At 64.3% G+C, this 19956-nt stretch carries 16 protein-coding genes; 12 read left to right on the top strand and 4 right to left on the bottom strand.

Annotated elements, in window-relative coordinates:
• Positions 1-94 precede the first annotated feature (94 nt).
• Positions 95-4246, top strand: coding sequence for a P-loop NTPase (locus CHB99_RS25355; RefSeq protein ID WP_212555926.1), 4152 nt, complete (start codon positions 95-97; stop codon positions 4244-4246).
• A 27-nt stretch (positions 4247-4273) separates the two neighbouring features.
• Here CHB99_RS25355 and CHB99_RS25350 read toward each other — a convergent pair whose 3' ends face one another.
• The gene (locus tag CHB99_RS25350) at positions 4274-5206 is read right to left on the bottom strand and encodes a LysR family transcriptional regulator (RefSeq protein ID WP_212555925.1); all 933 of its coding nucleotides are present in this window, start codon (positions 5204-5206) and stop codon (positions 4274-4276) included.
• Positions 5207-5277: 71 nt separating this feature from the next.
• Between CHB99_RS25350 and CHB99_RS25345 the strand changes: the two genes are divergently transcribed.
• Positions 5278-6060 carry an NAD(P)H-dependent oxidoreductase gene (locus CHB99_RS25345; protein WP_042127241.1) on the top strand — a complete coding sequence of 261 codons (783 nt, stop codon included), beginning with the start codon at positions 5278-5280 and terminating at the stop codon, positions 6058-6060.
• Positions 6061-6141: 81 nt separating this feature from the next.
• On the opposite strand, the gene CHB99_RS25340 is transcribed toward CHB99_RS25345, so the two are convergent.
• Complete coding sequence (locus CHB99_RS25340) at positions 6142-7641, bottom strand: sensor domain-containing diguanylate cyclase (protein ID WP_084702839.1); 1500 nt, start codon at positions 7639-7641, stop codon at positions 6142-6144.
• 156 nt (positions 7642-7797) lie between these two features.
• Entirely contained in the window at positions 7798-8676 is an 879-nt protein-coding gene (locus CHB99_RS25335; RefSeq protein WP_042127243.1) for a LysR family transcriptional regulator, read from the bottom strand.
• Positions 8677-8867: 191 nt separating this feature from the next.
• Here CHB99_RS25335 and CHB99_RS25330 point away from each other — a divergent pair, with 191 nt between their 5' ends.
• On the top strand, positions 8868-9989 hold the full coding sequence (locus CHB99_RS25330; RefSeq protein ID WP_042127245.1) for a muconate cycloisomerase family protein: 1122 nt from the start codon (positions 8868-8870) through the stop codon (positions 9987-9989).
• 16 nt (positions 9990-10005) lie between these two features.
• Entirely contained in the window at positions 10006-10296 is a 291-nt protein-coding gene (catC, locus tag CHB99_RS25325; RefSeq protein ID WP_042127247.1) for a muconolactone Delta-isomerase, read from the top strand.
• A 491-nt stretch (positions 10297-10787) separates the two neighbouring features.
• Here catC and CHB99_RS25320 read toward each other — a convergent pair whose 3' ends face one another.
• Positions 10788-12479: a sigma-54-dependent Fis family transcriptional regulator gene (locus CHB99_RS25320; protein ID WP_042130567.1), complete on the bottom strand. Its 1692-nt coding sequence runs from the start codon at positions 12477-12479 to the stop codon at positions 10788-10790.
• 415 nt (positions 12480-12894) lie between these two features.
• On the opposite strand from CHB99_RS25320, the gene CHB99_RS25315 reads away from it, so the two are divergent.
• The 8 genes from CHB99_RS25315 to catA all read left to right on the top strand — a co-directional run bounded on the left by CHB99_RS25315 (position 12895) and on the right by catA (position 19532).
• Entirely contained in the window at positions 12895-13149 is a 255-nt protein-coding gene (locus CHB99_RS25315; protein WP_042130569.1) for a phenol hydroxylase subunit, read from the top strand.
• 39 nt (positions 13150-13188) lie between these two features.
• Positions 13189-14184, top strand: coding sequence for an aromatic/alkene monooxygenase hydroxylase subunit beta (locus tag CHB99_RS25310; protein WP_042130572.1), 996 nt, complete (start codon positions 13189-13191; stop codon positions 14182-14184).
• On the top strand, positions 14181-14453 hold the full coding sequence (locus CHB99_RS25305; RefSeq protein ID WP_042130574.1) for an MmoB/DmpM family protein: 273 nt from the start codon (positions 14181-14183) through the stop codon (positions 14451-14453). The genes CHB99_RS25310 and CHB99_RS25305 overlap by 4 nt, the downstream gene beginning before the upstream one ends.
• A 49-nt stretch (positions 14454-14502) precedes the next feature.
• A complete protein-coding gene (locus CHB99_RS25300; RefSeq protein ID WP_042130576.1) occupies positions 14503-16056 on the top strand; it encodes an aromatic/alkene/methane monooxygenase hydroxylase/oxygenase subunit alpha in 1554 nt (517 codons plus the stop codon).
• Positions 16057-16130: 74 nt separating this feature from the next.
• A complete protein-coding gene (locus tag CHB99_RS25295) occupies positions 16131-16490 on the top strand; it encodes a phenol hydroxylase subunit P4 (protein ID WP_042130578.1) in 360 nt (119 codons plus the stop codon).
• Positions 16491-16500: 10 nt separating this feature from the next.
• Positions 16501-17562: an NADH:ubiquinone reductase (Na(+)-transporting) subunit F gene (locus CHB99_RS25290; protein ID WP_042130580.1), complete on the top strand. Its 1062-nt coding sequence runs from the start codon at positions 16501-16503 to the stop codon at positions 17560-17562.
• Between the two features lie 82 nt (positions 17563-17644).
• Positions 17645-18550 (top strand): SphA family protein, encoded by a 906-nt coding sequence (locus CHB99_RS25285; RefSeq protein WP_042130582.1) that lies wholly within the window; start codon positions 17645-17647, stop codon positions 18548-18550.
• Between the two features lie 46 nt (positions 18551-18596).
• The gene (gene catA / locus CHB99_RS25280) at positions 18597-19532 is read left to right on the top strand and encodes a catechol 1,2-dioxygenase (protein ID WP_042130584.1); all 936 of its coding nucleotides are present in this window, start codon (positions 18597-18599) and stop codon (positions 19530-19532) included.
• Positions 19533-19956 lie beyond the last annotated feature (424 nt).

The following is a 19956-nucleotide window of genomic DNA, read 5'->3' as shown; positions in this document are numbered from 1 at the left end:
TTGCCTGAAGGCCATCATTTTGCTACCGTCTTGTCGGGAAATTGGACTCAAAGCGCACACCGAATGACGACCGGCCAGTGGCGAAGGGTTGTTCGTGTCTTACCAGGTCTTCGATGTTTCTATGGCAGATATGACATCCATCCTCTCGGCGTATGAGCGAGCGGAACCACACAGGGCACTTGGCGGTATTCATGCGTTGGCTGGCTTCGACTACCAGTTGCGCTTCTATCTGGCCGAACTCGTGGAGTCGCTTGCCGCCGGAGGGGCCGTGCTCGACGAGGTCGGCCGGCTCTTCCTCGAAGCCCTTTCCGATGTCGCCATTCAGGCCGCGAACCAGACGCTGGTGTGCATCCAGGTCAAGCGCACCCTGACGCGCAAGGCCTTCGCCGATGCCGCTGCCGAAGTCGAGACCATCCAGCGTTTCCTGACCACGCACTATCCACAGATGAGTGCGCAGGTGACGTTCAAGCTGGTCGCCTCTCAAGGCGACGCCAGCCTGCAATGGACTGACGTACCGGCGGCACACCCCGCACGGCCCACGATCGACGCGCTTCTGCGCCAGGGACGGCTCCTGCCACCCGTTATCGAAGCGGATCCGTGGTGGCGGGCGGTGGTCGCCGTCTGGACGCACCTGAAAGACCCCTACGGCTTCCTGCGCTTCGCTCTGGAGCGGGCATTGAGTCGTGCCCCATCGGCCGTGGATGCCCAGCGCATCCGCGACGACATCTGCGAGCGCTTCGCCGCTGACCGGCGAGGACATGAACTGCCTGGGCAACTGCTGACGGCGGCGGACTTTCAGCGCAATGCCGTTCCCAGCCGGTCCCTGGAAATCGGCCGTGAGATCACCCTGGCGCGATTGCGCGACCAGCAGTACATGCCGCGCTCCCATCGCCTGAACGCCCTGTATGCGACGTTGCTCGAACGTCAGGATCTGAGCTTGCGAGATCTCCGAAGCGAGGCGCGGGTCTTCTGGCTGAGCGGGCGCTCTGGCGTTGGCAAGAGTGTGTTGCTGCTGCAGACCGTCGAGCGCCTTGTCGGCGAAGGCTGGAAAGTGCTCTGGCTCAAGGGCCAGGCCGAACTGCTGGAACCGGCCCTGCGGGCCGTCGCCGATGCGCCGGCGCAATGGCGGCCGGATTTCATCGCCATCGATGATCTTTACGATCGCAGCGCCCGCACCCGGCTCGATCTCGGCCGTCTGGGCGAGTTCATCGACGAGCGTGGGCATCAGACCTGGCCGATGATCCTGACCTGCGGCCCGACCGAGTTCGCCGATGCTTTCAAGGAAGATTCCGCTTACCGCGGTTTCGATCTCTATCCCCTGACGATCCAGACCATCGCCGCCGACGAGGCCGCCGAGGTCGAGGCCTGGTATCGCGAGCGCACCGGTCGGGCGTCGCAGCGCGGCCCCGCGGTGTCCCAGGCGTCACAAGACGATGGCGGTCTGTTCATCTCGGTGGCGGTCGAGCTGGCGCACGGTGACCTGAACGTCTTCGCCCTGCGTTTTGGCGAGCGGGTACAGCTCAATGGACTCGATGAGGCGTTGCGGTTGCCGCTTGCGCTGAACCGGCTCTACCTGAGTACGCCGTACGACTGGCTGAGTGAAAGCGACCGCGAGAAACTGGCCACGCTCAACGGTGAGGGAGATTTCAGCCTGTTTGAAATGGGCAGCGAAGGGCAGACCGTGCGCCTGACCCATCCGCACCTGGCGGATGCCCTCTACCAGGCCTTGCGCAAGCCCGCGAACAGATTGGCGTACACCAACGATCTGGTGGCCGCCTTCCGGCGTGCGCTCGCCGCCCGGGATGCGGGGTTGGTGTCCCAGTTGCTGCGCCTGTTTTCGGTAAATGAAGCAGGGGTGATCAGCGAGCGCCTGAGCATCGTGGAGCGTGACCAACTGGCCCGTGAGTGTGCCAGGGCCTGGTGTGGCAATCAGCTGGTGCTGAGTGAGGATGGGCAGGCCGATGCCTCTGTCAGTTGGGCCTGCTGGGCGACTACCGCACCTTGCATTGCCAGTGTTCTGGGGGCGGATCTGCTGGAGAGGGCGCTGGCGCAACTGGGGCAGGCCTATAAGGTCTGGCCTGAGGCGTGGAGACGGCTGATCAATTGTTATCCAGGTAATGACGAAGTTTTCGCATGGGCTTTTGAACACCTTGGAGAGTCGTCGCGGATCACACACCCCACATGGTCCTTCGTCTGGGAAGACTGCTTGCAATGCAGCACCGCTCAGGAGGACACCTGGCGGAATATGGGGCTTGGCTGGTTGCAGCATCGCTTGCGCCGGCATGACTGGCATATCGTCTGGAAAAAGTTGCTGCGTGATGGGGCCGCGCCAGACTGGCAGGGCGATCCCGTCTTGATTCTTGGAATGCGCCGTCTGCGTGCCGAGCAGGACGACCCCGTTTGGGCATATGTCTTTCAGGATCTTTACGCTTTGGCTGAGCCTGGCAGTCCACAGGTGAACTATCTGGCGACCTTGGGTTGGTCATGGTTGGCCAAGTATCAGGAACGTGTCGAGTGGTCTTTTGTCTGGCGCACCTTGCTGATGCGTCCCGCTGCGCTCCCTGATGCTGTGCCGGTTGCTGAGCTTTTGCTTCGAGGTGCCGAGTGGCTGGTCGGAAGGGAGGATCGGGTCGAGTGGACCTATGTCTGGCGGTCCTTTCTGATGCACACCGATGCGCTGCCTGATGAGTTGCCTGTCTCTGAATTGCTGAGTCGAGGCGTGTCATGGCTGAGAGGTCGCGAAGAACGGATCGAGTGGGTGTACGTTTGGTATGACTTGTTGAAGCATTCCGAAGCGCTGCCTGACGCTGTGCCACTCGCCGAACTGCTGCGTCGAGGCTTTGCTTGGTTGGCGCATAACGAGGATCGGGACGAGTGGGCGTACATCTGGCAGGAGTTGGTGAGGCTCGCCGATGTGCAGCCTGAGGTCGTACCGCGCACTGAACTGCTCGATCGAGGCGTTGTGTGGCTGGTTGGGCGCGAGGATCGGGCGGAGTGGGCGTATGTGTGGCAGGAACTGCTGAAGCATGCCGAGACGATGCCTGACCTCGTGCCGCTGGCTGAACATTTGTCGCAAGGTGTCGCCTGGCTGGCAGGACGCGAGGATCGCGCCGACTGGTCGCACATTTGGCAGGACTTGCTCAAGCATGCCGATGCACGGCCGGATCTGGTGCCACTCGCTGAACTACTGCGTTCAGGCGTGGCATGGCTGGTGGGCCGCGACACTGCCGAAGAATGGAGCTTCGTCTGTGAGGCGCTGCTTGACCGACGGCTCCAGGACGCTGATCTGTTCGAGCGAGCCGCCTGTTGGCTGAAACTCACCGAGAGCAAACCCGAGTGGCCGTTGCTGGCTGCCAAGTTCATCGTTGCGGCGCCATATCATGCAGCCTCGGCGGATTTCGCTCAGGCGCTGGAGCAACGAATCCAAGCCATTCCAAACAACAAGCATTGGTGCAGGACGCAAGCGCTGATCGGTGATTTGAAGCTCGATACCGAGCTTCCCGAGCCCGTGCGGAACTGGTGGCGGGCGGTGCATGAACGTAGAGACTCACCCGTCTGGAATACGGCGCGTCGATATCTGGATGAAGTCCTGCCCGTCAAGGGTCGGGTGATGGTGGCCAGACAGAAGTTTTGCTGGGTGGAGCTGGAGATCGGGTTAATGGCTATCTGGGCTCACGAGAACGGTGGCGTTCGTGGGACCAAAGGTGTGACGCTTTCTTTCTTTGTGCAGAGACTCAACGTGGACCGTGAAGTAGTCCAGGTCAGTGTGGACAGACCCGTGTTGCTGAGGGTCGGTGGAATACATGAAGGGCGTGTACTTGAGCGGCTGGATTTCGGTTTACGCGTAAGCGTCGAGGGACAGGCAGGGCTGCTGCATCGAATCAACAGCGGTGATTGGGCGAGCCTCGCAGTGAAGTATCCGGTGGGCAGTACGATCAGCGTGGAAGTCCTGGAACTGACGGAAAAAGGTCCGGCGTTGCGTTACGCAGGCATGGAAAACGATGGCGTCCCGGAGGACCTGGTGATTGGTGGCGTCTACGACGGGCATGTAGCAGGGATACGGCACTACGGCGTATTTCTGACGATCGGCTCGCACATGGGACTGCTTCATCGCAGTCAGCTACCTGGCGATAGCGATCTTTCCGCTCGTTACGTCCAGGACCAGGTCCTGCGGGTGCAGGTGAAGAAAATCCGCGACGATGGGAGACTTTCACTGTCGTTGCCTGATCAAACTGCCGAGCCATAGGCAGGCCCGCCGAGCAAGGTATCTGCCTCAGCCACCAACGGGCCCATCACCCACGCACCCGGCGATCACCCCACGCAACCACTGGTGCCCCGGGTCGCGGTGCACCCGCTCCGGCCACAGCATCATCATCTCGAACCCGCGCACCGCCAGCGGGGCCTCCACCACCTTGAGCCGGGGGTCGTCGAGCACCAGGCGCTGCGGCACCATGGCCACCAGGTCCGAGCTGGCCAGTACCGCCGCCAGCAACATGAAATGCGGCACCGACAGCACCACCTGACGGCTCAGGCCGCGTTCGGCGAGGGCGGTATCGGTCGGGCCGTGAAAGCCGCCGCCATCGGGCGAGACGATCACCTGCTCAAGGGCACAGAACTGCTTCAACGTCGGCTTGCGCCGCAGCCCCGGATGGTCGACCCGGCCCACCAGCACGTAATGCTCGACGAACAGCGAGCGCTGGCGCAGTTGCGGCGGTGCGCGCTCGGCGATATGGAAAGCCATGTCGATCTCGCCCAGTTCGGCCTGGCGGACCATGGCCGCGGGCTGCAGGTCGAGCACGGCAAGCCGGCTGGCCGGGGCGGCGGCGCGGATCCTGGCCAGCGCCGGCAGGAGGATGGTCGACGCGCCGTAGTCGGTGGCGGCCAGGCGCCAGGTCTGCGTGGCGGCGCCCGGGTCGAAGCCCTGCGCCGGTGCGATCGCCTGATGCAGAGCCTCCAGCGCCTGACGCAGCGGCGCGCGCAATGTCTCGGCCCGCGCCGTGGGACGCATGCCCCGCGGACCGGGGAGCAGCAGGGGATCGTCGAGCAGGTCGCGCAGGCGCGCCAGTTGCACGCTGACCGTCGGCTGCGCCAGGTGCAGGCGCTGCGCCGCGCGGGTCACATTGAGTTCGGCGAGCAGGGCATCGAGGGTGACCAGCAGGTTGAGGTCGAGGCGTCGCAGGGAATCATGCACGGCAATACCTGGCATATTGGATATTCATTTCAACTATATCGTGCGACTGCCCATCATGCGCTGCCTATCTCTTGCGGAGTACCACCATGAATGTGCTGATCGTCTACGCCCACCCCGAACCCCGCTCCCTCAACGGCGCGCTCAAGGACCATGCGCTGGCCCACCTGCAACGCCAGGGGCATGCGGTGCAGGTGTCCGATCTCTACGCGATGGGCTTCAACCCGCTGATCGACGTCGGCGACAACCGCGCGAGCCAGCCGGGGGTGCGCTTCCGGGTTGCGGAGGATTCGCGCCAGGCCTATGCCGACGGTACCCAGAGCCCCGACATCGCCCTGGAACAGGACAAGCTGCGCTGGGCCGACGCGGTGATCCTGCAGTTCCCGTTGTGGTGGTTCGGCTTGCCGGCGATCCTCAAGGGCTGGGTCGATCGGGTCTACGCCTGTGGCTTCGCCTACGGCGTGGGCGAGCACTCCGATCGCCACTGGGGCGACCGCTACGGCGAGGGCAACATGAGCGGCAAGCGCGCCATGCTGATGGTCAGCACCGGTGGCTGGGCCTCGCACTACGCGCCGCGGGGCGTCAATGGATCGCTGGACGCGATCCTGTTTCCGATCCAGCACGGCATCCTTTTCTATCCGGGCTTCGAGGTGCTGCCGCCGTTTGTCCTGCATCGCACCAGCCGGATCGACGCCGAGGCGTTCGCGCAGGCCTGCACGGCGCTGGAGCAGCGCCTGGACGGATTGTGGAGCGACGCGCCGATTGCCTGGCGGCGGCAGAACGACGGGGACTACCTGATTCCGGAACTGACCCTGCGCCCCGAACTGGCGCCGGGAGTGCAGGGGCTGGACATACATCTGCGCGATGCCTGAGCCGTCACGCGGATGCGCCTCGTTGCCCCGCTGTGCTCAATCGATGCGTCGTTGGCCCAGGACGAACCCCGCCGCGTCGCTTCAGCCGATATGCACGCGGTTGCGACCACTTTCCTTGGCCACGCAGAGCGCCTGGTCGGCGCGTTCGAGCAGCGACGGGGTGACGTCCGGTTCGCTGCCGGTCATGCAGGCGATGCCGATGCTGACGGTCACCCGGGCGAACGGGCTGTCGTGATGGGCGATGGGGTTCTGGTCCAGGCGTTCGAGCATCGCCCGGGCGATGCTGGCGGCACCGACGCTGTCGGTGTCGGGCAGGATCGCCGCCAGTTCCTCGCCGCCGTAACGGGCCAGCACGTCGCAAGGGCGCCGCACGCAGGCCGAGAACAACCGGGCGACCTGCTGCAGGCAGGCATCCCCGGCAGGGTGGCCATGGGTGTCGTTGTAGCGCTTGAAATGATCGATATCGATCATCAGCAAGGCCAGTGACGTCGCGCTTCGACGGGACCTGGCGCTTTCCTGGGCCAGGGCTTCGTCGAAGCAGCGGCGGTTGGCCAGCCCGGTCAGCGCATCGTGCCGCGCCAGGTGTTCGAGCTGGCGGTTGCTGTCGAGCAATTGCCGCTGGGCCAGCCTCAGCTCGCCTTCCGCCAGGTTTCGGCGGCGCATGGTGCGTATCAGCAGCCAGCCAATGATGCCGGTCAGGCCCAGCAGCCCGGACACCACCAGCAGCGAAAAAAGGGCTTCGAGCTGCCAGGCCGCCAGCGCCTCGCGCTTGCCCAGCGCCACCGTCGTCACCAGTGGCAGCTTGTCGCTCTTGCGAAACGCATACAGGCGCTCGACGCCATCCAGGCTGGAGGTGAAGGACGCGGTGCCCACCGTGTTGTCGACCAGGTACTTGGCATAGATCGGCGACTTGGAGAAATTGCGCCCCATGTCCTGTTCGCGAAACGGGTAGCGCACCAGCAGCGAGCCGTCGGTGTAGGTCAGCCCGATCGCACCCTCCTGGCCCACATCGATCTGGCCGAACAGGCGCAGGAAGTTCTCCACGCCGAGCGTCACCGCCACCACCCCGGCGAAGTCGCCTTGCGCATCGTTGAAGCGGCGGCTGATGGTGATCACCCACTCCTGGGTGGCGCGGCTGCGGATGGGCAGACCGATGAAGGGCTCGCGGGACGGGTCGTCACGGTGGTGAATGAAGTAGGCCCGGTCGCTGCTGTTGGCGCCGGCCGGGATGGGGCGGTTGGACGACATCAGCCAGCGCCCGTCCCTGGCGTACACGGTGATGCCGCTCAACTGCGGCATCAGCGGCTGTTGCCGGCTGACCAGCTGGCTCAGGCGTTCGATCTGCCGCGGCCCGCTGCCTTCGGTTTCCAGGCGTTCGACCAGGCCGAGGAGAATCAATGCGCTCTGGCGCACGATGCCTTCGGAATAAGTGGAGAGCGCCTGGGTGAGGTTCAGGCTGTGGGTGTCGATTTCTTCCAGCGCCCGCTCTCGCGAGGCCATCACTTTCCAGAGCGTCAATGAAGCGAGCGAGCAACCGATGACTGACAGCAAGAGAACGACGAGGTGGATGTCACGCTTCACGTTGATACCTGGGGGAAAGCCGATTCCTGGATTGACGAGCGGTAGGCGAGGGTAATGGCACTTGGCTATTTCGACGCGATGCAAGGATACAAGGAGTCACCATCGGGCGCATTAACTAAAAGGTACAAAAGCGTAAGGCAAATGCTGCGCAGCGCATCAGGGTCGCCGATTGATCCGCTCGATGATGTGCAGGCAGCGCTGGACGATGTCGCTGATATCACCGTTGCGGCGACTGAGAATGATCGGCGAAACGGCCTCGGGGTCGCTGATCGCCGCATAGACGATATCGGCGCGGTGCTGTTGTTGCACCGACGCCGGGACGAGGGTGATGCCGACACCGGCAGCCACCAGGCCGATGGCGGTCTGCAGTTCGTTCGCCCACTGCGCGACGTGCAGGCTCAGCCCCTGCCGGGCGAACAGCGACAGCACATGGTCGGCATAGCTGGGGCGGGGTTGCGCCGGGTACAGCACGAACGGCCGGTGCGCCAGGGATGCCAGGCTCACCGTGCTATCCGCCGGCGCCTGGCTGACCGGGAGGACCGCGACCAGCGGGTCTTCGCGCAGCACCTGCTGGTGGATCGCGTCGTCCGCCACATGAATGCGGCCGAAGCCGATGTCGATGCGACCAGCCTTCAGCGCCTCGACCTGCTGCAGGGTGGTCATTTCATGCAGGCCCAGTTCGAGCTCCGGGTCTTCGCGCAGTTCGCGGATCAGCTCGGGCAGCAGCGCATACAGGGTCGACGGGGCGAAGCCGATACCCAGCCAGCGACGTTGCCCCGCGCCGATGCGCCGGGTGTTCTCGCAGAGGCTTTCGAACTGCTGCAGCAGGGCGCGACTCTGCTCCTGGAAGAAGCGGCCGGCCTCGGTCAGTTGCAGCGGCCTGCTGCGTTCCAGCAGTTGCGTGCCCAGTTCGTCCTCCAGTTGCTGGATCTGCCGGCTCAACGGCGGCTGGGCGATGTTCAGGCGTTGCGCCGCCTGGGTGAAATTCAGGGTCTGGGCGACCGCCTGGAAATACTTGATATGCCTGAGCTCCACGATACCTCCTGCATCTGATATTGGGCTTTGCAGAGGTTACAGCTGATTGATGTTGACGAAAATACCTCAAGGGTATCGTTGCAGACCCATTCGATATTGGACGCGACCCCAGCGCTGGCGCACAGTGCGACAGGCAACGTGCCGGCCCGTGGCGCGCTGGCGAAGTCCCATCGCATAGGTTGATCCGAACCATGAAGCAAACGCTTATCGAAAGTCTTGAGGCGATCATCGTCGACCTGCCGACCATCCGTCCGCACAAGCTGGCCATGCACACGATGCAGCAGCAGACCCTGGTGATCATTCGCCTGCGTTGCAGCGACGGCGTCGAAGGCATCGGCGAGGCCACCACCATCGGCGGCCTGGCCTACGGCTACGAGAGCCCGGAAGGGATCAAGGCCAATATCGACGCGCACCTGGCCCCGGCCCTGATCGGCCTGCCGGCGGGCAACATCAACGCCGCCATGCTCAAGCTCGACAAGCTGGCCAAGGGCAACACCTTCGCCAAGTCCGGCATCGAAAGCGCGCTGCTGGATGCCCAGGGCAAGCGCCTCGGCCTGCCGGTCAGCGAGCTGCTGGGCGGCCGCGTGCGCGACAGCCTGGAAGTGGCCTGGACCCTGGCCAGCGGCGACACCGCGCGGGATATCGCCGAAGCCCAGCACATGCTGGAGATCCGCCGCCACCGCGTGTTCAAGCTGAAGATCGGCGCCAACCCGCTGGAGCAGGACCTCACGCATGTGCTGGCGATCAAGCGCGAGCTGGGTGACCTGGCCAGCGTGCGCGTCGACGTCAACCAGTACTGGGACGAGTCCCAGGCCATCCGCGCCTGCCAGGTGCTCGGTGACAATGGCATCGACCTGATCGAACAGCCGATCTCGCGGATCAACCGCGGTGGCCAGGTCCGCCTCAACCAGCGCAGTCCGGCGCCGATCATGGCCGACGAATCCATCGAAAGCGTCGAGGACGCCTTCAGCCTCGCCGCCGAGGGTGCGGCGAGCATCTTCGCCCTGAAAATCGCCAAGAACGGTGGCCCGCGTGCTGTGCTGCGCACCGCGCAGATCGCCGAGGCGGCGGGCATTGCCCTGTACGGTGGGACCATGCTCGAAGGCTCGGTCGGCACCCTGGCCTCGGCCCATGCCTTCCTCACCCTGCGCCAGCTGACCTGGGGCACCGAACTGTTCGGGCCGCTGCTGCTGACCGAGGAGATCGTCCGCGAGGCACCGCTGTACCGCGACTTCCACCTGCACGTCCCGGCCACCCCGGGCCTGGGCCTGACCTTGGACGAGGCGCAGCTGGCGCGCTTCGCCCGCCGCTGAACAGAGGAGAGAGCACATGCTGTTCCACGTGAAGATGACCGTGAAACTGCCGGTCGACATGGACCCGGCCAAGGCCGCGCAACTCAAGGCCGACGAGAAGGAACTGGCCCAGCGCCTGCAGCGCGAGGGCAGCTGGCGCCACCTGTGGCGCATCGCCGGGCACTACGCCAACTACAGCGTGTTCGACCTGCCCAGTGTCGAGGCGCTGCACGATACCTTGATGCAGTTGCCGCTGTTTCCCTACATGGATATCGAGGTCGACGGGCTGTGCCGTCACCCGTCGTCCATTCATGCGGATGATCGCTGAGCGACGTACGCCGATGCTTGTGGCCAGCCGCTGCGGCTGAGCAGGGTTTTGCCCGGGTCTTTCCGTGCGGGGAGGGCTCGGGTTTTTTCGTTTTGGCCTGCACTGCGTGGGTATCTACACGACTCTGAGGGCTTGGCGGGAGACCGCATCAAGTCCGCCAGGTGCCTGTCTTGAATCTTGCAGCGCTCAGAAGATCGAGCGCCGCCCGCGCGGCGCATCGCGAGCACGCTCGCTCCTACATTTGTTGCAACGTGCCATGGCCTGTTGGATAGGCGTCGCCAGCCTTTGTCGCTTGGCGATCTATCGCGGGGAAGCCCTTGGGGTCGACGCGGTACCGCGTCGTGCAAACAAGGCGGTCAACCATGGCCTGACAGACATAGGTACGTTGCAACAAATGTAGGAGCGAGCGTGCTCGCGATGCGCCGCGCGGGCGGCGCTCGATCTCCAGAGCGCTGCAAGACTCAAGACAGGAACCCAGCAGCCCCCCCCAATCACGGCATCTCGCCAGGCAACTTTCTCAACCGGTAGGCGAGGGCAGGCCGGGTCATGCCGAGCAGGCGCGCGGCCTCCGAGACGTTCTGTCCGGCGCGTTCCATCGCCCCGCGCAGCAGTTGCTCCTCGATGCTGTCCAGGCTGGTGCCCTGGTCCAATAGCCGCTCGACCCAATCATCCGAAGGCCGCAACTCCTGGCTGACCAACGCGCCTTCGAGGGTCAGGCCGATACTCTGGCGTTCCTCGGTCTGGTGCGGGAACAACGCCTCCACGGAAATGCTCTGGTTGCCGTCGGTGATGATCACTCCGCGCTCGATCAGGTTCTCCAGCTCGCGGATGTTGCCCGGCCAGTCATAACGCAGGCAGGCCTCCAGGGCCCGGTCGGAGAGGCCGAGGGTCTTTTTCTGGTACTCGCCGTGGAGCTTGTCGAGGAAGTGCTCGATCAGCAGCGGTATGTCTTCGCGACGATCGCGCAGCGCCGGGATATGCACCGGATAGACGTTCAGGCGGTAGTACAGGTCGGCGCGGAAGCGCCCTTGCTTGACCGCCTGGGCCAGGTCTTCGTGGGTCGCGCCGATGACCCGGACGTTGACCGTGCGGGTCTGGCTGTCGCCGACCCGCTCCAGCTCGCCTTCCTGCAAGACGCGCAACAGGCTGGCCTGGGCCCGCGGGGTGAGTTCGATGATCTCGTCGAGGAACAGGGTGCCACCGTGGGCCCGTTCGAAACGCCCCATGCGCGATTGCTGGGCACCGGTGTAGGCGCCTTTCTCCACGCCGAACAGTTCGGCTTCGATCAGTTCCGGGGAGATGGCCGCGCAGTTCAGGGCGACGAAGGGACCGCCCGCGCGTTCGCTGCGCAGGTGCAGGCTGCGGGCGATGACCTCCTTGCCCACCCCGGTTTCGCCCAGCAACAGCACCGAGGCCTTGCCCGCGGCGACCTTGTCGATCATCTCGCAGGTCTTGCGGTAGGTCGCCGACTGGCCGATGCCGTAGAACTGCCCGGCACGCAACTGCAGGCGTTGATTCATGTGCTCCACCTGCAGTTGCAGGGTGTGCAGTTCATCGATGATCGACGTGCTCTGGAAATAGCGCATGAATTCATCGGCATCCTCCCAGTCCTCCGCGGGCTTGCCGATGATCCGGCAGATCCTGTCGCCACAGCCGCGGCAACTGACCTCCTTGTAGAGGATCTGCCGGCCCATGAAGAACGACGAGTAGCTGATCGCGTAGCCCAGCAGCGTCCAGCAGATCGCCTGGTCGCTGTGCAGCTGTTCGGTCTGGTGGTTTTCCACTTCGAACGAGTCCAGCCACTCGATATCGGCATAGAAGGTGCCCGCCTCGATGTCGATGTCCATCGTCACCGGGCGCACGTTGACCATGCCCTTGAGCGAGTGCAGTTGCGGCCCGATGAGGAACATTTCCAGGTCGCTGCTGTGCGGGCGCAGCTTGCGCGCAAGCTCGGCGTCCTTGAGGCCGGACTGGTAGCCCAGGCGCAGGAAGAAGCCCTTGGCCCGTTCTTCGCCGACCATCTCGATCAGCTCGCGGCGCAGCGAACCCATGGCGGAGGCCTGCATCAGCAGCATGCGCTGCTCGTCCAGCCAGATCTTGCCCTCGCTGCCGAGAAAGTGGATGCGCTCGGTCAGGTCCTTGAGCCAGGCGGAATGTTCGGCGGCTCGGTACTTCGTTGTCATGCAGACGCACCCCTTGAATTCTTGTTGGTGGGGGAAAACGCGCGGGTCGGGAGTTACCCGGCCAGGCGGCACACGGCTGCTCGAATGGTAATGCACGGGTGGAACTTTGGATATGTGCATATTCATCGGACGACGCAAGGAATTGGCCAACTATCGGCATGGCGTTAACTTTCGGAGTGCCTTCGATTATTCATTTAATCAACTTGCCTTCCAAGCATTGATCAAATAATCAAATCGCCCATGTCGGCGGCTGTCGAGCAGGCATGGTAAATGCCGGATGAATAGCCCATGGTTTTATATATCTGTTTGTTTTTAAAGGATTTTATAAAAATTTCTGGCGCCTGAAACGGCATTGGCATCGTTGTTGCTCAAGTCCCTGGCAACAATAACAACAGCAGTGACAGAGGCTCCGGGCATGTCTGCAAACAACGATGTCTTCAATCAACTGCCTCGCTATGTACGTGTTCGCAGTGACGCGAAGGCGGCATTCGTCGAATTCGATTTCGCCATTGGTTATCCCGAGCTGTATGTCGAACTGGTGCTGCCGCAAACAGCCTTCGCGGTGTTTTGCGAACAATACAAAGTTCAACACATGGATGAACGGATGTGCGCCGCCCTCGATGCCGACGCGCAGCGTTGGCGTTATGGCGAAAGCGCCAGCGCGCAATGACCGCCTTGCCCGAAAACAACAACTAGAGGAACGCCTTGCATGAGTATCGAGATCAAGACGGCCACCGTCGAGACGCTGCGCAATACCTTCAGTCATACCCGTCGACGCTTCGGTGACAAGGTCGCCAGCCGCTACCAGGAGGCCAGCTTCGACATCGAGGCCGCCACCAACTTCCATTACCGGCCGCTGTGGCAACCGGACAAGCTGCTCAACGACGCCACTCGCACCGCGGTGGTGATGGCCGACTGGTACAGCGTCAGCGACCCCCGCCAGTACTACTACGGCGCCTATGTCCAGGCCCGCGCGAAGATGCAGGAGAACGCCGAGCACGACTACGCCTTCTGCGAGAAGCGCGACATGCTCGCCAGCCTGTCGCCGCAGCACCGCGAGCTGATCACCCGACTGCTGTTGCCCCTGCGTCATGCCGAGCTGGGCGCGAACATGAACAACAGCAACATCGCCGCTGACGGCTTCGGCACCAGCGTCACCCAGATGCACATGTTCCAGGCCATGGACCGCCTGGGCATCGCCCAGTACCTGACGCGTATCGGCATGCTGCTCGATGGCGGCGACGTGCAGCTGCTGGCCGAGGCCAAGCAGCAGTGGCTGAACGAACCGGCCTGGCAAGGCCTGCGCCGCTATGTCGAAGACAGCCTGGTAATCCGTGACTGGTTCGAGCTGGCGGTGGCGCAGAACCTGGTCAGCGACGGCCTGTTGTACCCGCTGATGTTCCAGCGTTTCGACGAACAGTTGATGGCCTCCGGTGCGGGGCAGGTCGGCATGCTCACCGAGTTCATGCGCCTGTGGTTCGCCGAGTCGCAGCGTTGGGTGGATGCGCTGGTCAAGACGGTGGTCGGCGAAAGCGCCGAGAACCGCACGCGGGTGCAGGCCTGGGTCGATCACTGGCGCGCCCGCGCCGTCGAGGCCCTGGCCCCTCTGGCGGCCATCGCCCCCGGCAGCGACGCGCTGGCCGAGGTGGATGCGGCCTTCGGCGCACGCCTGAACAAACTCGGCCTGGCCGGAGGTGCGGCATGAGCTCCCTCGTCTACCTGAACCTGCAGGCCAACGACTACGCGCAATCCATCGTCGCGGCGATTGAGCAGGACAACCCCCATGCCCGGGTGCAGCAGCAGCCGTCGATGGTCCGCATCGAGGCCGCCGACCGCCTGGTGATCAACCGCGAGACGGTGGAGCGCATCACCGGCCAGCCGTGGGACATCCAGGAAATGCTCATGTACGTGATCACCCTCGGCGGCAACGTCGAGGAGGAAGACGACAGCTTCGCCCTGCACTGGAACAGCTGACCGCCCGCCCCACCTTCAGCCACACAACAAGAACACCTGGAGACCGCTCATGGCCGTGAACAAACGCCTCAACGCCAAGGACAAGTACCGCTGCATGACCCGCGACCTGGACTGGGAGCCCAGCTACCAGCGTCACGAGGACATCTACCCGCACGAACGTTTCGAAGGCATCAAGATCACCGACTGGGACAAGTGGGAAGACCCGTTCCGCCTGACCATGGACACCTACTGGAAGTACCAGGCCGAGAAAGAGAAGAAGCTCTACGCGATCTTCGATGCGTTCTCGCAGAACAACGGCCATACCGGCCTTTCCGATGCGCGCTACGTCAATGCCCTGAAGCTGTTCCTGTCCGGGGTCACGCCGCTGGAATACCAGGCCTACCAGGGCTTCGCCCGGGTCGGCCGGCAGTTCAGCGGGGCCGGGGCGCGGGTGGCCTGCCAGATGCAGGCGATCGACGAACTGCGCCACGTGCAGACGCAGATCCATGCGATGAGCCACTACAACAAGCACTTCAACGGCCTGCATGATTTCGCCCACATGCACGACCGGGTCTGGTTCCTCTCGGTGCCCAAGTCGTTCTTCGAGGATGCGCGCACCGCCGGGCCGTTCGAATTCCTCACGGCCATCTCGTTCTCCTTCGAGTACGTGCTGACCAACCTGCTGTTCGTGCCGTTCATGTCCGGTGCCGCCTACAACGGCGACATGGCCACGGTGACCTTCGGCTTCTCGGCGCAATCCGACGAGGCCCGGCACATGACCCTGGGCCTGGAGGTGATCAAGTTCCTCCTCGAACAGCACGAAGACAACGTGCCGATCATCCAGCGCTGGATCGACAAGTGGTTCTGGCGCGGTTTCCGCCTGCTGAGCCTGGTGGGCATGATGATGGACTACATGCTGCCGAACAAAGTCATGTCCTGGGCCGAGGCCTGGAAGGTCTACTTCGAAGACGCCGGCGGCGCCCTGTTCAAGGACCTCGAACGCTATGGCATCCGCCCGCCGAAGCACGTCGAGGAAGCCAACATCGGCAAGGACCACGTCAGCCACCAGGCCTGGTCGATCTTCTACCAGTACACCCAGGCCACCAACTTCCACACCTGGATGCCGTCCGACCAGGAGCTGGACTGGCTGTCGGAGAAGTACCCCGACACCTTCGAGCGCATCTACCGGCCACGCTTCGAGCACTGGCGGGCCCAGCAGGAAAAAGGCGAGCGCTTCTACAACGCGACCCTGCCGATGCTCTGCCAGGTGTGCCAGATCCCGCTGGCGTTCACCGAGGCCGACGACCCCACCACGCTGAGCCACCGCAGCGCGGTGCACGAAGGCGAGCGCTACCACTGCTGCTCCCAGGGCTGCTGCGACATCTTCGAGTACGAGCCGACCAAGTACATCCAGGCCTGGCTGCCGGTGCACCAGATCCTCCAGGGCAACTGCGGCGGCGCCGATGTCGAGAGCATCGTGCGCGACTACTACAACATCGCGCCGGGCCAGGACAACTTCGAGTACCTCGGCTCCACCGAGCACCGCCGCTGGCAGGACTGGCAGGCCGGCAAGCCCGCCGATGCCGCGGCCCCGACCGAGACGAACCTGCGCAAGACCGGCTGAGCCTCGCCGCCGTCCGCCGGAGCGGGCCTGGCTGCCCGCTCCCGACACCCGACAAGAACAAGGACCACAAGATCATGCCCGTGACCGCTATCGGCGCCTATGCCGCCACGCCCCTGGACAGCCAGGACAAGTTCAACGGTGCGCAACTGGTGTACCTGTGCTGGGAAAAGCACCTGATGTACTGCGCGCCATTCACCTTCCCGTTGCCGCCGACGATGCTGTTCGGCGACTTCCTCGCCCAGGTGGTCAAGCCATCGATCGCCCAGCACCCCGATGCGCCCGCGGTGGATTTTGCCGCGGCCAGCTGGCGCCTCGACGGCCGGCCGTTCACCCCGGACGCCAACGCCAGCCTTGCCGGCAACGGCATCGGCCACAAGAGCCTGTTGCACCTGAACACCCCGGGCCTGACCGGCATCGCCGGTACCTGCAATTGAGGGCGCTGTCATGAGCTACCAAGTCACCATCGAACCCACCGGCGAGCAGATCGCCGTGGAGGAGGGCCAGACCATCCTCCAGGCCGCCCTGCGCCAGGGTGTCTGGCTGCCGTTTGCCTGCGGCCACGGCACCTGCGCGACCTGCAAGGTGCAGGTCCTCGAAGGCGAGGCCGACCTGGGCGAGGCGTCGTCGTTCGCCCTGATGGACATGGAGCGTGACGAAGGCAAGGTCCTGGCCTGCTGTGCGATTCCGCGCAGCGACATGGTCATCGAGGCCGATGTCGACGCCGACCCGGATTTCCTCGGCCACGCGGTCGAGGACTACGCCGCGGTGGTCACCGCGCTGGTCGACCTGTCGCCGACCATCAAGGGCGTGCACCTCAAGCTGGACCGGCCGATGGCCTTCCAGGCCGGGCAGTACATCAACCTGCAATTGCCGGGCATCGAGGGCACGCGGGCCTTTTCCCTGGCCAATCCACCGAGCCAGGCCGACGAGGTCGAACTGCACATTCGCTACGTCGAGGGCGGTGCGGTCACGGGCTTCGTCCACGAGCGGTTGCAGGTCGGCGATCCGCTGGCGCTGTCCGGGCCGTACGGGCAGTTCTTCGTGCGCACCTCGCAGCCGGGCGACCTGATCTTCATCGCCGGTGGCTCGGGCCTGTCGAGTCCGCAGTCGATGATTCTCGACCTGCTGCAGGGCGGCGACGCGCGGCGCATCGTGCTGTTCCAGGGGGCGCGCAACCTGGCCGAGTTGTACAACCGCGAGCTGTTCGAACGCCTGGCCCGCGAACACGCCAACTTCGTCTATGTCCCGGCGCTCAGCCAGGTGCAGGACGATCCCGCCTGGAGCGGCTTCCGCGGCTATGTGCACGAAGCGGCCAAGGCGCATTTCGAGGGCCGCTTCAGCAGCCACAAGGCCTACCTGTGCGGCCCGCCGATGATGATCGACGCGGCCGTCACCAGCCTGATGCAGGGACGCCTGTTCGAGCGCGACATCTTCATGGAGCGCTTCTACAGCGCCGCCGATGGCTCCGGCCAGGGCACGCGCTCGGCCTTGTTCAAACGTATCTGACGCTTCACGCCACACCGCGCCGCGGGCCGCCGGACCGCGGTCCGCGCGCGGTCGCCAAGAACAACAACAAAGGTGAATGTGCATGCAATCAACACGCGAAAGGGCCTGCCGCCCCGTGATCGTCGCCGTCGGCCTGCTGGCATTGCTGGGCGGCGCGGCCCAGGCCTCGGAAGGGGGCGGCTCGTCGTACCCCATGGGCGCGGAAAACTACATGTCCGGGGCGATGCCGCCACCGGGGCTGTACGCGCAGTTCTTCGTCAACCACTACGAGGCCGACACCCTGCGCGACAACCGCGGCGGCAAGGTGCCGGTGGATTTCCGGGTGCGCGCCAATGCGCTCACGCCACGGCTGATCTGGGTCACCGAGCAGCAACTGTTCGGCGCCAGCCTGGCCTTCCACGCGATCGTCCCGCTGGTGGACCTCGACGTGAAGGTCAATGGCCAGTCGCAGAGCAAGCAGGGGCTGGGCGACATCATCTTCGGCCCGGCGCTGGGCTTCCATCACAGCGAGAAGCTGCACAGCACCCTGGCCCTGGATTTCATCGCGCCCAGCGGCGAGTACGAGCGTGGCGACCTGGCCAACATCGGGCGCAACTACTGGGTGGTCGAGCCGGTGTACGCGCTGTCGTATGTCGACCCGGACGGCCTGAACATCGACGTCAAGGCCATGTACGACTTCAACCTGCGCAACCGCGCCACCGACTATCGCTCGGGCCAGGAGCTGCACGCCGACTACGCGCTCGGCTGGGGCCTGGGCAATGGCTGGGTGGTCGGGGTTGGCGGCTATGCGCTCTACCAGACCAGCGACGACCGCCAGCATGGCGAGCGCATCGACGACAACAAGGGCCGGGTCTTCGCCATCGGCCCCTCGCTGAAATACACCAGTCGCGACGGCTGGTTCCTGACCGCCAAGTGGCAGCGTGAAACCGCGGTGCGCAACCGTGCCGAGGGCGATGCCTACTGGCTGAAGCTGACCCTGCCGTTCTGAGCGTTTTTTTCGTAGCACCCACAAACAACAACAACGAGGCCTGATCATGAGCATGAACATTTCCCATACCCCCCACGTCAAGCAGCTGCTGGAGGAGGCCAGTGGTCTCACGGTGGCCGAGGGCAACCCGCGGCTCAAGGCGATCGTCCACCGCATCCTGCGCGAGGCGGTGCACATCATCGAGGACGAGCACATCAGCCCCGAGGAGTTCTGGAAGGCGGTCAACTACTTCAACACCCTCGGCGCGCGCCAGGAAGCCGGCCTGCTGGTGGCCGGCCTGGGCCTGGAGCATTACCTGGACCTGCTGCTCGACGCCCAGGATGCCCAGGCCGGGTTCAGCGGTGGCACCCCGCGGACCATCGAGGGCCCGCTGTATGTGGCCGGCGCGCCGCTGGTGGAGGATGGCTCGGAGGCCCGCCTGGATGACGGGCAGGACGCCGGCGTGCCGCTGTTCATGCGCGGGCAGGTGCTCGGGGCGGAGGGCCAACCGCTGGCCGGCGCGCTGGTGGATGTCTGGCATGCCAATACCGCCGGCACCTACTCCTACTTCGACCCGAGCCAGTCGCCCTTCAACCTGCGGCGGCGCATCGTCACCGATGCCGAGGGGCACTTCCGCCTGCGCAGCATCGTGCCGTCCGGCTACGGTTGCCCGCCCGATGGCCCGACCCAGCAACTGCTCGACCAGCTGGGGCGTCACGGCCAGCGCCCGGCGCATATCCACTTCTTCATTTCGGCGCCGGATCACCGTCATCTGACCACGCAGATCAACCTCGACGGCGATCCCTACCTGCATGACGACTTCGCCTATGCCACCCGTGACGAGCTGATCGCCAGCATCACCTTCAGCGACGATGCCGCCCGTGCGGCGCAGCATGGCGTAGCCGGGCGTTTCGCCGAGATTGTGTTCGACTTCACCCTGCAGCCGAGCGCTGATCCTGTCGAGCAGGTGCGCAAGTCGCGCTTGCGCGTGCTGGAGAGCTAATCGCGCCTGCGGTGGGCGAACCACGTTTCGAGCGCGGACGTGGTTCGCTGTCTGGCCTGGCGCAATGTGCATGGGGATCTGCATATCTTCGAAGGCTTGTCGGGGGGAACGCATCAAGGCCGCCAGGTGCCTGTCTTGAGGCTTGCAGCGCTCTGAAGATCGAGCGCCGCCCGCGCGGCGCATCGCGGATGAATCCGCTCCAACATTTGTTGCAACGTACCTATGCCTGACAGGCCATGGTTGTCCGCCTTGTTGGTACGACGCGGTACCGAGCCGAACCTGACAGCCTCCCCGCGATACATCGCCGAAAAAACAAAGGCTGACAACCCTGAGCTGGTCAACTTTTTCCGGACACCGCAATGTGGGAGCTCAGGCTATCTGCCGCTCATACCGGTTGGGCGGTAGATAGCCCAGGGTCGAATGC

The sequence above is a fragment of the Pseudomonas japonica genome (assembly GCF_900188455.1).
Taxonomy (GTDB): Bacteria; Pseudomonadota; Gammaproteobacteria; order Pseudomonadales; family Pseudomonadaceae; genus Aquipseudomonas; species Aquipseudomonas japonica.
Note: the sequence above shows the minus strand (reverse complement) of the source record. Positions and strands in the feature narration are given on the sequence as shown.

What these genes read in the sequence shown, in the direction of transcription:
- CHB99_RS25305 (WP_042130574.1), top strand. Translation starts at nt 14,181, where the DNA reads ATGAGCTCCCTCGTCTACCTGAACCTGCAGGCCAACGACTACGCGCAA.
- CHB99_RS25350 (WP_212555925.1), bottom strand. Translation starts at nt 5,206, where the DNA reads ATGCCAGGTATTGCCGTGCATGATTCCCTGCGACGCCTCGACCTCAAC.
- CHB99_RS25295 (WP_042130578.1), top strand. Translation starts at nt 16,131, where the DNA reads ATGCCCGTGACCGCTATCGGCGCCTATGCCGCCACGCCCCTGGACAGC.
- CHB99_RS25330 (WP_042127245.1), top strand. Translation starts at nt 8,868, where the DNA reads ATGAAGCAAACGCTTATCGAAAGTCTTGAGGCGATCATCGTCGACCTG.
- CHB99_RS25290 (WP_042130580.1), top strand. Translation starts at nt 16,501, where the DNA reads ATGAGCTACCAAGTCACCATCGAACCCACCGGCGAGCAGATCGCCGTG.
- CHB99_RS25320 (WP_042130567.1), bottom strand. Translation starts at nt 12,479, where the DNA reads ATGACAACGAAGTACCGAGCCGCCGAACATTCCGCCTGGCTCAAGGAC.
- catC (WP_042127247.1), top strand. Translation starts at nt 10,006, where the DNA reads ATGCTGTTCCACGTGAAGATGACCGTGAAACTGCCGGTCGACATGGAC.
- catA (WP_042130584.1), top strand. Translation starts at nt 18,597, where the DNA reads ATGAGCATGAACATTTCCCATACCCCCCACGTCAAGCAGCTGCTGGAG.
- CHB99_RS25310 (WP_042130572.1), top strand. Translation starts at nt 13,189, where the DNA reads ATGAGTATCGAGATCAAGACGGCCACCGTCGAGACGCTGCGCAATACC.
- CHB99_RS25285 (WP_042130582.1), top strand. Translation starts at nt 17,645, where the DNA reads ATGCAATCAACACGCGAAAGGGCCTGCCGCCCCGTGATCGTCGCCGTC.
- CHB99_RS25300 (WP_042130576.1), top strand. Translation starts at nt 14,503, where the DNA reads ATGGCCGTGAACAAACGCCTCAACGCCAAGGACAAGTACCGCTGCATG.
- CHB99_RS25345 (WP_042127241.1), top strand. Translation starts at nt 5,278, where the DNA reads ATGAATGTGCTGATCGTCTACGCCCACCCCGAACCCCGCTCCCTCAAC.
- CHB99_RS25315 (WP_042130569.1), top strand. Translation starts at nt 12,895, where the DNA reads ATGTCTGCAAACAACGATGTCTTCAATCAACTGCCTCGCTATGTACGT.